Source organism: Haloterrigena gelatinilytica (assembly GCF_013342145.1).
Taxonomy (GTDB): Archaea; Halobacteriota; Halobacteria; order Halobacteriales; family Natrialbaceae; genus Haloterrigena; species Haloterrigena gelatinilytica.
In genome coordinates, this window is sequence record NZ_JABUQZ010000001.1 from 3,608,019 (window position 1) to 3,620,745 (window position 12,727).

Below are 12,727 nucleotides of genomic sequence, written 5' to 3' on the forward strand. Positions count from 1 at the left end.
GTCGATAACCTCCGCCGACGCTCGGCGGGACCACCGGTAACCGTTTACTCGGGTGTGTTGTGGTAGCGCATATGTCGCTCGAGCAAGTGTTCTCGCGGCTGCCGGACCCCCGATCGCACGCGTTCCCGGACCACTCGCTGCCCCGCGGCGAGCCCGTGTTTCCGATCGCGGTCGCGCGCGAGGAACTGACGGCGGTCTTGGAGCTGTACGAGACGTTTCGGGCCGTGGACCCGGCCGGACTCGACGCGAACCCGTTCCTCGAGGCGGCGACGACGCACATGCGACAGACGTTCGGCGTCCCCCGATACCGCCCGGACGAGCAGTTGGCCGACGACATCGCGGCGCTGTTGAACGATTTCTCGGACGATCTGGGCGGGCGATCGATGGGCGTCGTCGACGCGACGCCGGCCCACCACCGGACGCTGTACTTCTTCCTGGTCAGCTGTCGGGGCTACTACGGCGCGCCCCACATCCGGTTCGAGCCCGACGAGGCCGCCGTCGAGACGCTGTACGACCTCTACCAGCGGGTGACCGAGCAGGAGGTGTACCTCAAACGGCCGACGTCGGTGCTCGAGTGACGTCGTCGCGTTCCGTTCGGGATCCCGCTCGTCCCCGGTCGCGCGAGTGAGACGTCCTCGAACGCGGCGCTATCGTCGGCGTTCGACCGCGTCTGCGGTCCCGACGCGACGCCAGCATTCGCCGGCCCAACCGCCACGGACGGCTCCGTGCAACGGGTCGCTATGGAACGCCACGACTTCTACCAGTCCGTGCAGTACGAGGCGAACCTCGCGGGCGAGGCCGACGCGCGGGACGCGACCCAAGCCGTGCTCTCCGCGCTGGGCGAGCGACTCGACGAGACGCGGTCCCAACGCCTCGACGGACAGTTACCCGAGGAGATTGGCGAGCACCTCGTCCAGGGTGACTCGGGCCGTCGGTTCGACTACGACGAGTTCCTCGAGCGGATCGAAGATCGGACCGATCGCGCTGCCGTCGGCGACCCCGAGGGGCTCGCCCGCGCCGTCGTCGGCACGCTGCTCGAACACGTTGATGCGGAGGAAAGCGACGCGCTGCGGGAGCGACTCGCGGAACTCGACTTCGAGGAGGCGATCCCGGCGGTCGGGCCCGGTGCTCGACGGTAAGCCGTAACGGTGGCCGGGAGGACCGTCGCCACCGTTCCGGTCCCGGCAGTTGCCGCCCGAACAGTGAGGGAGCGAGTGGGCGTGGGGACGCCCATGGAACGGGCAGCCATCGTCGAGACGGTCAGCGACCGCACCGAAGCCGACGAAGACGGCGCGACGGACGCCACGCGAGCCGTCCTCGAGACGCTCGGCGAGCGCCTGAGCGCCGATCAGGCCGACGATCTGGCGGCCGAACTGCCCCCGGACCTGAGCGAGCACCTCACCGAGGGCGAGTCCGGGGCGCAGTTCTCCGAGGAGGAGTTCATCTCCCGGGTCGATCAGCGCATGGAAACGCTCGACGTGACCGGCGAGCGCGCCGCGACCGCGGTGATGGCGACGCTCCTCGAGTCGGTCGACGAGGCGGAGCGCTCCGCGGTCGTCGACCAGTTCCAACAGTACGGCTTCGAGACCCTGCTGGGAGAGACCGACGCCGACATCGACGTCAGCGAGCGCTCGCCTCGAGAGCGATAGTGAGTGTGCGTCTTGGCTGGTGCGTCGAACCGACGGTAACTGGTGTCTCGGAGCGAACCGATCGGAGAATCGCCGCTCGTTTTCCTCGCGCTGGCAGCGGGGAGTTCCACACCCTCCCCAGCCGACTCGCTCGCTGGCTCACGGCCGTCGGCCGTTCGCCCGTCAGCTCACTCGTCCCTCGCGAGTCGCGTCGCGTCTCGCTATCGCTCGCCGCGACGCTGCGCGCCGATGGTCGGAGTCGATCCGATCGGTGCTCGAGTCGCTACGGGTTCGGTTGAACACATCGCGAAAACGGATCGTCTCGACGCTCCTCGAGTCGCTCGAGCGCCCGGCTCAGGCCTGATCGACCTGTTCGCGGTAGTCTTCGATCTCCTCGATCGCCTCCTCGACCTTGTCCCGCGTATTGCCGTCGGCCCGCTCGCGGACCTGTCGCAGCGTGTTGAGCCGTTCGTCGAGGATCGCGTGATCGGGCGTCGTGTCGCCCATCACGTAGTCGGCGAACGCGTCGGTGGTCTCGCGGATGTCGTCGCGGACGTCGTCGTCGGCCGACTTGGCCGCTTCCTCGAGGTCGTCGCGGGCCTGCTGGAGTTGCTCGGTCATGGTCGAATCCAAACCGAGACGACCCATAACGGTTTGGCGAGCAATAGCCACGTCCGCTCGAACTCCGAACGACGCTCGCACGAGCCGATTCCGGGGCATGGAAGGCTATTAGTATCGACCGACGCTACCTTGCCGGTGAATGACCAGTGCGGCGACGTTCGAGGTTTTTCAGGACAGGGCGGGCGAATGGCGGTGGCGTCTCGTCGCCGCGAACGGGAACATCATCGCCGATAGCGGCGAAGGCTACGCGTCCAAACAGGGTGTCAAGCGAGGCATCGACAGCGTCAAACGGAGCGCGGCCGGAGCGGACGTCCAGTTCGTGACGGACGACTGAGGCGGCTTCGCAGTCGGCGGACGAATTCGAAATTTCGTCCCGTCGGGACACCAACTCCGACACCGGCGTTTGCAGCTCTCTATCTCCAGTACAGCTAAATTCCGACGAAACAGCCCGTGAGGCGGGCAGATCTTCGAATGTCGGTAAATCTCCGATTCCCCGCGTTCGATGCCCCGTGGGCCTCGAAATCGGTGGTAAGAGGCACATCTTGTGCCTTATATGAGGGGACGTTCTCGTCAGTATCACATACATGTCGTCTCGGTTACGCCATCCGCTCGTCGCCGTCATCGTTACGCTACTCCTGACAGTCCCGTGGATCGGGACGTTCCTTTCCTACGGCGGCTACGGAACCGTCCATCCGAGCGAAAACATCGCGGCCGGTATCGCCGTCCTCGTCGCCGGGACCGCGATCCTCGGCGCGGCGTTCCTGCTCGCGTGGGCGGCCGAAACCGCCGAGAAGGACGTCCCGCAGGCGTTCGCCATCGCGGTGCTCGCGGTGCTTGCCGTGGCTCCCGAGTACGCCGTCGACGCGCTCTACGCCTGGCAGGCCGGCGCCGGCTCCAGCGAAGCGGGCAACCTCGCGGTCGCGAACATGACCGGCGCGAACCGGATCCTCATCGGGCTCGGCTGGTCGGGGATCGCGCTGTTCAGCATCTACCGCGCGAAGCGCACGGTCGATCCGGCAGTCGAACACCGGTCGGGGGTCCTCGCGGACGCGGTCAGGCTGGACCGGGCGATCTCCCTCGAGATCGTGTTCCTCCTCGTCGCGACGGCGTTCGCGTTTCTCGTCCCGCTCGGCGGCGGGATCGGGATGGTCGATACGCTCGTTCTCGTCGGCCTCTATCTGCTCTATCTCCTCGTGATCATCCGGAGCGACGTCGACGAAACCGAGGAACACGTCGGCGTTCCCGCGTACTTCCAGGGGTATTCCAAGTTCCCGCGAGTATCGCTCGTCCTCTTCGGGTTCGCGTTTTCCGGGGCGATCATCTTCACCGCGGTACATCCGTTCGCGGAGGGACTCGAGCAGATGGGCCTCCAGTACGGCGTCCCCGAGTTCTTCATGATCCAGTGGCTCGCCCCGCTGGCCTCGGAGAGCCCCGAGCTGATCGTCGTGGCCTACCTCGTGAACAAGGCGCGGACGACCGCCGGATTCAACGCGCTCATCTCCTCGAAGCTCAATCAGTGGACGCTGCTCATCGGGACGCTCGCGGTCGTCTACTCGATCTCCGCCGGGCACGTCGGGACGCTCCCGTTCGATTCGAAGCAGGTCGCGGAGATCTGGATCACCGCGGCCCAGAGCTTCTTCGCGATCTCCGTCCTGACGAACTTCGAGATCAGCGTCCGCGAGGCGATCGCGTTGCTCGGCCTGTTCGGAACGCAGGTCCTCGCGGAGTTCTACGTCATTCGGACGTACTCCGAACCGGTCGTGACGGAACTCAGCATGAGCGTCCTCTACGGCTACACTGCCGTGTACGTCCTGCTCGGGCTCGCCCTGTTCGTGCGGCGGCGCGACAGCGTCCGCGAACTCCTCGAACGGACCGCGTTGACCACGCGGGCGGCGATCGGTCGCGGGACCGCGCAAACCCAGACGGAGCACGCGGACTGAGCCGTCGGGCGCCGTCGCCCCCGCCCGCGTTCGCGCGTCGCGTAATGCGAGCGCGTAAAGTAGCTCGACGCCCTGAACCCGATAATGAGCGACTCCGATTCTCGAGGCCCCCTCCAGCCGGATCGTCCCGACGTCGATCGGCCGTTCACGGTCGACGCGCCCTTCGAGCCCGCGGGCGACCAGCCCGAGGCGATCGAGCAGTTAGCCGAGGGATTCCGGCAGGGGATGGACAAACAGACCCTGCTGGGCGTGACCGGCTCCGGGAAGACCAACACCGTCTCGTGGCTGATCGAGGAGATCCAGAAGCCGACCCTCGTCATCGCCCACAACAAGACGCTGGCCGCCCAGCTCTACGAGGAGTTCCGGAACCTGTTCCCCGAGAACGCCGTCGAGTACTTCGTCTCCTACTACGACTACTACCAGCCCGAGGCCTACGTCGAGCAGACCGACACCTACATCGACAAGGACGCGTCGATCAACGACGAGATCGACCGTCTGCGCCACTCCGCGACGCGCTCCCTCTTGACGCGCGAGGACGTCATCGTCGTCGCGAGCGTCTCCGCGATCTACGGCCTCGGTGACCCGCGCAACTACGTCGACATGTCCATGCGACTCGAGGTCGGCGAGGAGGTCGGCCGCGACGAACTCCTCAAACGCCTCGTGGACCTGAACTACGAGCGCAACGACGTCGACTTCACGCAGGGCACCTTCCGCGTGCGGGGCGACACCGTCGAGATCTACCCGATGTACGGCCGCTACGCCGTCCGCGTGGAACTGTGGGGCGACGAGATCGACCGCATGGTGAAGGTCGATCCCCTCGAGGGCAAGACCAAGGGCGACCAGCAGGCGGTCCTCGTTCACCCGGCGGAGCACTACTCGATCCCGGAGACCACTCTCGAGGAGGCGATGGACGAGATCCGGACCGACCTCGACAAGCGCATCTCGTACTTCGAACGGCAGGGCGACATGATCGCCGCCCAGCGCATCGAGGAGCGAACGAGCTTCGACCTCGAGATGATGCAGGAGACGGGCTACTGTTCGGGGATCGAGAACTACTCGGTCTACCTCTCGGATCGGGAGTCCGGCGACGCGCCCTACACCCTGCTGGACTACTTCCCCGATGACTTCCTCACCGTCGTCGACGAGTCCCACGTGACCCTCCCGCAGGTCCGCGGGCAGTACGCCGGCGACAAGTCGCGCAAGGACTCGCTGGTCGAGAACGGCTTCCGACTCCCGACGGCCTACGACAACCGGCCGCTCACCTTCGAAGAGTTCCAGGAGAAGACCAACCAGACGCTGTACGTCTCGGCGACGCCGGGCGACTACGAGCGCGAGGAGAGCGACCAGATCGTCGAACAGATCGTTCGACCCACCCACCTCGTCGACCCCGAGATCGAGGTCTCGCCGGCCAGCGGCCAGATCGACGACCTGATGGATCGCATCGACGAGCGCATCGAACGCGACGAACGGACCCTCGTCACCACCCTCACCAAGCGGATGGCCGAGGACCTGACCGAGTATCTCGAGGAGGCCGGCGTCGACGTCGCGTACATGCACGACGAGACGGACACGCTCGAGCGCCACGAGATCATCCGCTCGCTGCGTCTGGGCGAGATCGACGTCCTCGTCGGCATCAACCTCCTGCGGGAGGGGCTGGACATTCCCGAGGTCTCCCTCGTCGCGATCTTAGACGCCGATCAGGAGGGCTTCCTCCGCAGCGAAACGACGCTCGTCCAGACGATGGGCCGGGCGGCGCGAAACGTCAACGGCGAGGTCATCCTGTACGCCGACGACCCCTCGAACGCCATGGAGTCGGCGATCGAGGAAACCCAGCGTCGCCGCCGGATCCAGCAGGAGTACAACGAAGAGCACGGGTTCGAACCCACGACGATCGAGAAGGAGGTCGGCGAGACGAACCTGCCCGGCAGCAAGACAGAGACCACGCAAGTCTCGGGCCGCGAGATCGAGGACGAGGAGGAGGCCGAACGCTACGTCGCCGAACTCGAGGACCGGATGGACGAAGCCGCGAGCAACCTCGAGTTCGAACTGGCGGCGGACATCCGCGATCGGATTCGCGAGGTTCGCGAGGAGTTCGACCTCGCCGGCGGCGGCGAGGATGAGGGGATCGCGCCGCCCACGGAGGAGTTCTGAGCGGCCGTCGCTGTCCGACGCACCTTCGTTGCTGACGTTTCACCTGTCTTTATTATCTGCTACTGAACTGTATGGCGCATGATCATCTCGAGGCGCCGATACCTGGCGATGACGGGGAGCACGGCAGCGCTGAGCGCCGCCGGCTGTACGAGTCTGCTGGACGGCGAGACCGACGACAGCGGTGACCAGAACGCGGATCCCGATACCGACGAGGACGACGAAACCGATGCCGACAGCGACGCGTCGAGTACGGGCCTCGCGGCCGACGACTGGCCGTCGTTCCAGCGGACGCCGGGCAACGACGGCTACACCCCGTCGTCGGCGCCGACGGACGACCCCGCTGAGCGCTGGTCGACCACGCTCTCGGGCGCGCTCGAGGAGCAGGTCGCGGTCGTCGACGGTACCGTCTACGCGGTCACCGACGACGGGACCGTTCACGCCCTCGAGGCGGCGTCGGGCGACGAAATCTGGACCGAGTCGCTCGAGGGCGGCCGCGCGCAGTGTCCGTGCATCGTCGACGGACTGGTCGTCGTCAGCACCGAGACGGGCGAACTCGTCGCCTTGGACGCGGCCGACGGCGAGCGGGAGTGGACAGCTGACCTGGCAGGCCCAGTTGCAGGGCCGACCGCGGATGCCGGAACCGTCTACGTCGGCACGAGCGAGAACCCGGTCGCCTACGCCATCGATGCGGCCAGCGGCGTCGAACGGTGGTCGTTCCCGCTCGCCCTCGACGCCGTCGACTACCCCGCCGTCTCCGGCGAGGGCGTCTACGTCGCCGCCCACTCGGCGTGGGACGGGCGCCTGTACGCGCTCGAGCCGACCGACGGGTCCGAACGGTGGGTTCACGAAGCCGATCGAATGCGGTCTCCGGCGGCGGTCGACGACGGCGTTCTGGCTCGCGGCTACGCGGTGACGATCCTGACGCCGGCGGGCGATCCGCGCCAACGGACCGGCTTCGGGACGTCGTACCCCGCGCCCCCGGCGACGACGTCGACGGCGCTGTTCGGCGGGGGGAGCGGCGGCGGCTTCACGGCACTCGATCGCGCCGAGGGCGTTCCGGACTGGCACGCGTCGTTCGTCGGTCCGATCTCCGCGACGGCGGTCACCGACGATCGCGCCTATCTGACCACTGGCCGACCGGAACTGGTCGCGCTCGACCTCGCGACGGGCGACCGGCGGTGGTCCCGTTCGCTCGAGGGCGGGATCGCGACCGGACCGACGGTCGCCGACGGCGCGGTCTTCGTCGGGACGAACGACGGCAATCTCACGGCGTTCGAGTGACGATCAGAGCACGCCGAACCCGAACTCCGCCATTCCGAAGACGGGCGCCCACAGCAGGTGCAGCGCGACGCCGACGACGACGGCGGGCAGGAAGTTGTAGATCGTGGCGACGATCGCCGCTTTGGCGTCGACGGCCAGCAGCGGGAACAGCGCGTCGCCGTCCTGGGCGATCGCGTTGGCGGTCAGCGCCGAAAACGGCAGGCCGCCCTCGGCGTAGACGCTGGCCAGCAGGATCTGCGGGCCGCAACCGGGGATCAGTCCGACGACCGCGCCGCCGATCGGGGCGAGCACCCCGGCCGCCGCGGCGACGGTCGTGACGTCGATCCCCGTGAGGAGGACGGCGTACTCGTAGACGAGGAAGGCCACGAGCACCCAGACGGTGACGAAACTCGTCTCCATCGCCGCGTGGGTGAGCGTGTCGTACACCGAGCCGAAGGAGTCCCGCGCTCGAGCGATCTCCCCCTCGCCGACGTAGTGGCGGCCGACCGCGTAGAGGTACAGCGACAGCGCCGCGCCGACGATGCCGACGACGGTGAAGAGGCCGTCGAAGCCGAGGCCGGCCGCGAGCGCGACCTCGGGGCCGCCGCGGAGCAGGTAGAGGCTCCCGAGGACGAGCCCCGCGACGGCCGCGACCCACCACAGGACGTGCGCGAAATGGGAGAGCGGAGTGAGCACTCGAGAGCGTCGATCCGGACCCGCGTCGTGAGCGCACGCCGGCGACGGTCCGCCGTAGTCGTGGGCGGGGTTCGGTCCGACGCCGCCGTTGACGACGGTGCCGCCGTCGGCCATCGCCGGCGAGAGTTGCGCGACGGCGTCGTCGACTCGAGTGACGCCCAGCCCGACGGTGTCGACGAGGTAGCCGGTCGCGACCGACGCCGCGAAGGCGATGGCGTAGGCGTACAGCGCGGCCTCGGGAGCGAGCGCGAGGATAACGAACGCCGAGTCGCCCGCGGTCGCGCCTAACGTCGCGACGACGGTCCCGAAGCTGACCGTACCGCGGACGTACAGCGGCATGACGACGATCGCGCCGCCGCAGCCGGGGGTCAGCCCGAGGATGCCGCCGAACAGGACCTGGAGCCGTTCGTTGTCTTCGATCGCCGCGAGCGCGGCGCCGTCGGTTCGGTACTGGATCAGTCCGAACGCCAGCACCGTCACCGCGACGAACGCGCTCACTTGCACGTAGCCGTCCCGCAGCGACTCGAGCAGGACGATCAGCAGTTCGTTCACGTCTCCTCACCCGCCGTCTGTGAGGGGACCGACACAAGATTAGACATCTCTAAACATAGGTTTAGTAGCATGCGATATATACTTGCTGGTGGCCCGTGCCGGTCGGCGTGACCACGGTCGAGCGATCACTGCTACGGAGAGCGTGGCTACGCTGCGTTCGCCGCCGCAGTCGTCAGCGATCGTCAGCGAACAGTCAGCGATCGGCGCAGCGTCTCGAGAACGATCGCTCGAGTGCGACTCGGTCGGTCGATTCGAGCGGCGGGAGCCCGACGGTCAGAGATCGAGCGTGTAGACGACTTCCCGGCGCTCCTCGCCGCCGATCTCGACCGTGTCCTCGCCGGTCCGCTCGAATCCCTGTTCCTCGTAGAACCGCCGGCCGCCCTCGTTGGAAGCGAGGTCCATCGCCCGCATTCGCTCCATGTTGAAGTCCTGCAAGTCCTCGCAGAGCCGCTCGTGTAGCGCCGTCCCGATCCCCTGCCCCTGATGGTCCGGGTGGACCGCCATCCGGAGGACGTCGCCTTCCGCCTCGCTGACGACGCCGTGGGTGAAGCCGACCACCTCGCCGTCGGCTTCGGCGACGAGAAACGCCGTCCCCGGTTTCGACAGCGCCTGCTCGAGTCGCTCGTCGCCGTACCAGTCGTCGATCGTCTCGTCGATCGCGTCGGCCTCGAGTTCGTCGTACGTTTCGTGCCAGGTGTCGCGAGCGACGTTCCTGATCGCCGCACGATCCTCGAGGGTGGCCGGTCGAAGTTCCATACCGCCCGCTACACCGTCGGCTGTCAAAGTGGTTTCACCCACTCTGTGGGGTGGTAACAGGTTTCTAGAACGGTCGCTTCGAGTGGAACCGAAACGGGAGTCGAACGACGGTTGCGGGAGGCGGTCGAACGGTAGAACTCCCTGCGAACGACTGTCGTGCCAGCGGAGGTCGGCGACTGCACTCGACGCGGTCGCTACGAAGTTAGTCTCGAGTGGAAGGAGAGGGGTCGCGATCGCGGGCGGCGGGCATCGCGATCGTCCTCACCCGGTGAGGATTCCGCCGGTCGGGATACGCGTCGCGGGCGTGCCGTCCTCGTTCGTCGACGCGTCGTCGCCGAAGTCGGGGGAGTGGCGGATCGTTCGTCGGGCCTTTGCCAGTCGCTGCGTGCTTGCCGTGACGGTGGCGAGGATCTTACTCATACACGAGTAAAGAAGCACGGGACGCATATAAGTATTTTCGAGATGAAAGATCGTGTGGGTACGCCGGTAACGAGCGCAGATCTTCCTATCGGTCGAACGAGCGATTTAGAAGCTCTAGATCGAGAATGTGGGAGATTTACCGATAGGAATGACCAAATCTAGAGGACGATTCACAAGGGTATAAAATCAGATAGGTCAGCGGAATCGACGGCAGACGGTCAGCGGTGGAGGTGACACGCGGCGAAGTGTTCGCCCGAGCCGACGGTCGACTCGAGTCGGTACGCGGGCCGTTCCCGAGCGCAGATACTCCGCTCGGCGAACGACTCGAGCAGGAGGGAACTCGCTTCGTCCCAGTCGTCCTCGTCGACGGCCGCGTCGCCGCGGTCGGTCGCGATCCGGTCGATCGCCTCGGTGACGATCTCGCCGGCCTCGCCGCCGGGCGGTTGGCCGCCGAAGAACTCCCGGCGCATCTCGTCGGCCGACATCGCCTCGAAGGTCCGGCGTTTGACCGCCCGCATGAACGCGCGGGTGTGGGCCCACTCCTCGTCGGTCAGGTCGTACGCCGCCGGCGCGATCAGCCGCGGACACCGCGTCCGGAACCGGCAGCCGGAGGGCGGATCCTGCGGGCTCGGCACCTCCCCCTCGAGGACGCCGCGGGCGCCCGACTCCCGCGGATCCGGGACGGGGATGGACTCGAGCAACGCCTTCGTGTACGGGTGCTGGGGGTTCTCGAACAGCTCCTCCTTCTCGGCGACCTCGACCATGTGGCCCAGGTACATCACCGCCACGCGGTCGGAGACGTAGCGGATGACCGAGAGGTCGTGGGCGATGAAGAGGTAGGTCAGGCCGAACTCCGCCTGGAGTTCGTCCATCGTGTTCATCACCTGGGCCTGAATGGAGACGTCGAGCGCGGAGACGGGTTCGTCACAGACCACGAAGTCGGGGTCGACCGACAGCGCCCGCGCGAGGTTGATCCGCTGGCGCTGGCCCCCCGAGAACGCGTGGGGATGGCGGTTGTAGTGGCGCGGGTCGAGCCCGACCTTCTCGAGCAGTTCCTTCGCCCGCGCCTCCCGGCCCTCGTCGTCTAACATGTCGTGGGCCCGCATCGGCTCCTCGATGATCTGGCCCACCTTCATGCGGGGGTCGAGCGACGACTGAGGATCCTGGAAGATCATCTGCATGTCCGAGCGCATGCGCCGCAGCTCCTCGCCGCCGAGGTCGGCCAGGTTCCGGCCCTTGAAGTAGATGTCCCCCTCGGTCGGCTCGAGCAGGCGCAGGATCGTCCGCCCGAGCGTGCTCTTCCCGCAGCCGGACTCGCCGACGAGCCCGAGGGTCTCGCCGGGTTGGATCTCGAGCGAGACGTCGTCGACCGCTTGCACCGTCCCGGGATCCATGCTGATCGGCGGAAACCGATCGGGTTCGAACTGCAGCCCCGCGAACAGCCCCGACTCCTGGGCGAAGTGCTTCGAGACGGCGTCGAGTTCGAGCAGCGGGCCGTCGCCCTCGTAACCGCTGTCGTCGCCCAACCGGAGGTCGCTACTCACGGCGCTCACCTCCGTCGTCGGCCGTCGGGTTCGGGGCGAGGCCGGATTCGGAGTCGGTGTCGGCGGAGTCCTCCCCGCCTGGCGTCGGCTCGCGGTCCTCAAGCGGCGGACTCTCGTCGTAGCCCACGTCGAAGGCGTCGTGTTTCACGCAGGCCGCCCGGTGGGGCTCGCCGCCGCCCGCGACGATCTTCGGCTCGGGGTGGACCCGCTTGCACACCTCCCGCGCGTGGGGACAGCGCGGGTGGAACCGACAGCCGGGGGGCGGATCGATCGCTTCGGGCATCACGCCCTCGATGGGCTGGAGGTCGTCGACGGTTCGGTCGGGGCGGGGCATCGAGTCGAGCAGGGCGTCCGTGTAGGGGTGTTTGGTATCGTAGAAGAGGTCGTCCACGGCGGCCTGCTCGACGATCTCGCCGAGGTACATGACGTTCACGCGGTCGCAGATCTCCGCGACGACGCCGAGGTCGTGGGTGACCCAGATGAAACTCGTCCCGTACTTCGCCTGGAGTTCGTCGACCAGATCGAGGATCTGGCCCTCCACGGTGACGTCGAGCGCCGTCGTCGGCTCGTCGGCGATGATGAGGCTCGGCTCGCAGGCCAGGGCCATCGCGATGAGCACGCGCTGGCGCATCCCCCCGGAGAACTGGTGGGGGTACTCCTCGTAGCGCTGTTCGGGATCGGGGATGCCGACCTCCCGGAGCATGTCGATCGCCTCCGCTTTCGCCTCGTCCTCTCCGAGGCCGCGGTTGAGTTCGATGAACTCCCGGAGCTGGCCGCCCACCGTGAAGACGGGGTTGAGCGACTCCATCGGATCCTGGAAGATCACTGCGATCTCGTTGCCCCGGATCCGGGTCCGGATCTCCTCGTTCGAGAGCACGTCGTCGCGCTCCCGGAGTTCGCCGTTCGGCCCCTCCTCGAGGCCGAAGATCGTCTCGCCCTTGTAGGTGATCTCGCCGGCGACGATCTCGCCGGGATCCTCGACGAGCCGCAGCAGGCTCATCGAGGCGACCGACTTGCCGGCGCCGCTCTCGCCGACGAGGCCGACGATCTCGCCCTCGCGGACCTCGAAGGAGATCCCGTCGACTGCGCGCACTGTACCGGCTTCCGTGAAGAACTGCGTCTTGAGATTCTCGACGCGAAGGAGTGGTTCGGAGCTCAT

At 67.2% G+C, this 12,727-nt stretch carries 13 protein-coding genes; 7 read left to right on the forward strand and 6 right to left on the reverse strand.

From position 1 onward, the window contains the following. Positions 1 to 71: 71 nt before the first annotated feature. The 3 genes from HTZ84_RS17895 to HTZ84_RS17905 all read left to right on the forward strand — a co-directional run bounded on the left by HTZ84_RS17895 (position 72) and on the right by HTZ84_RS17905 (position 1,649). On the forward strand, positions 72 to 578 hold the full coding sequence (locus HTZ84_RS17895; RefSeq protein WP_174681921.1) for a hypothetical protein: 507 nt from the start codon (positions 72 to 74) through the stop codon (positions 576 to 578). A gap of 162 nt (positions 579 to 740) precedes the next feature. Next, on the forward strand, positions 741 to 1,139 hold the full coding sequence (locus HTZ84_RS17900; RefSeq protein ID WP_174681922.1) for a DUF2267 domain-containing protein: 399 nt from the start codon (positions 741 to 743) through the stop codon (positions 1,137 to 1,139). A gap of 93 nt (positions 1,140 to 1,232) precedes the next feature. Next, entirely contained in the window at positions 1,233 to 1,649 is a 417-nt protein-coding gene (locus HTZ84_RS17905) for a DUF2267 domain-containing protein (protein ID WP_174681923.1), read from the forward strand. Positions 1,650 to 1,982: 333 nt separating this feature from the next. On the opposite strand, the gene HTZ84_RS17910 is transcribed toward HTZ84_RS17905, so the two are convergent. Further along, positions 1,983 to 2,249: a DUF7553 family protein gene (locus HTZ84_RS17910; RefSeq protein WP_174681924.1), complete on the reverse strand. Its 267-nt coding sequence runs from the start codon at positions 2,247 to 2,249 to the stop codon at positions 1,983 to 1,985. A 139-nt stretch (positions 2,250 to 2,388) separates the two neighbouring features. Here HTZ84_RS17910 and HTZ84_RS17915 point away from each other — a divergent pair, with 139 nt between their 5' ends. From HTZ84_RS17915 to HTZ84_RS17930, 4 genes are all read left to right on the forward strand, one after another. After that, the gene (locus HTZ84_RS17915; RefSeq protein ID WP_174681925.1) at positions 2,389 to 2,583 is read left to right on the forward strand and encodes an HVO_2922 family protein; all 195 of its coding nucleotides are present in this window, start codon (positions 2,389 to 2,391) and stop codon (positions 2,581 to 2,583) included. 250 nt (positions 2,584 to 2,833) lie between these two features. Continuing rightward, positions 2,834 to 4,189, forward strand: coding sequence for a sodium/calcium exchanger protein (locus HTZ84_RS17920; RefSeq protein ID WP_174681926.1), 1,356 nt, complete (start codon positions 2,834 to 2,836; stop codon positions 4,187 to 4,189). Positions 4,190 to 4,273: 84 nt separating this feature from the next. Continuing rightward, positions 4,274 to 6,340, forward strand: a complete 2,067-nt coding sequence (gene uvrB, locus HTZ84_RS17925) for an excinuclease ABC subunit UvrB (protein ID WP_174681927.1) — start codon at positions 4,274 to 4,276, stop codon at positions 6,338 to 6,340. A gap of 78 nt (positions 6,341 to 6,418) precedes the next feature. Then, a complete protein-coding gene (locus HTZ84_RS17930; RefSeq protein ID WP_174681928.1) occupies positions 6,419 to 7,621 on the forward strand; it encodes an outer membrane protein assembly factor BamB family protein in 1,203 nt (400 codons plus the stop codon). 3 nt (positions 7,622 to 7,624) lie between these two features. Here the strand turns inward: HTZ84_RS17930 and HTZ84_RS17935 are convergent, their stop codons facing one another. The 5 genes from HTZ84_RS17935 to HTZ84_RS17955 form a co-directional block, all read right to left on the reverse strand. Continuing rightward, entirely contained in the window at positions 7,625 to 8,848 is a 1,224-nt protein-coding gene (locus HTZ84_RS17935) for a putative manganese transporter (RefSeq protein WP_174681929.1), read from the reverse strand. A gap of 273 nt (positions 8,849 to 9,121) precedes the next feature. Then, positions 9,122 to 9,604 (reverse strand): GNAT family N-acetyltransferase, encoded by a 483-nt coding sequence (locus tag HTZ84_RS17940; protein ID WP_174681930.1) that lies wholly within the window; start codon positions 9,602 to 9,604, stop codon positions 9,122 to 9,124. Between the two features lie 261 nt (positions 9,605 to 9,865). Next, on the reverse strand, positions 9,866 to 10,024 hold the full coding sequence (locus HTZ84_RS17945; protein ID WP_174681931.1) for a hypothetical protein: 159 nt from the start codon (positions 10,022 to 10,024) through the stop codon (positions 9,866 to 9,868). A 218-nt stretch (positions 10,025 to 10,242) separates the two neighbouring features. Next, complete coding sequence (locus HTZ84_RS17950) at positions 10,243 to 11,568, reverse strand: ABC transporter ATP-binding protein (RefSeq protein ID WP_174681932.1); 1,326 nt, start codon at positions 11,566 to 11,568, stop codon at positions 10,243 to 10,245. Beyond that, positions 11,561 to 12,727 carry an ABC transporter ATP-binding protein gene (locus HTZ84_RS17955; protein ID WP_174681933.1) on the reverse strand — a complete coding sequence of 389 codons (1,167 nt, stop codon included), beginning with the start codon at positions 12,725 to 12,727 and terminating at the stop codon, positions 11,561 to 11,563. Before HTZ84_RS17955 ends, HTZ84_RS17950 begins: the two co-directional genes overlap by 8 nt.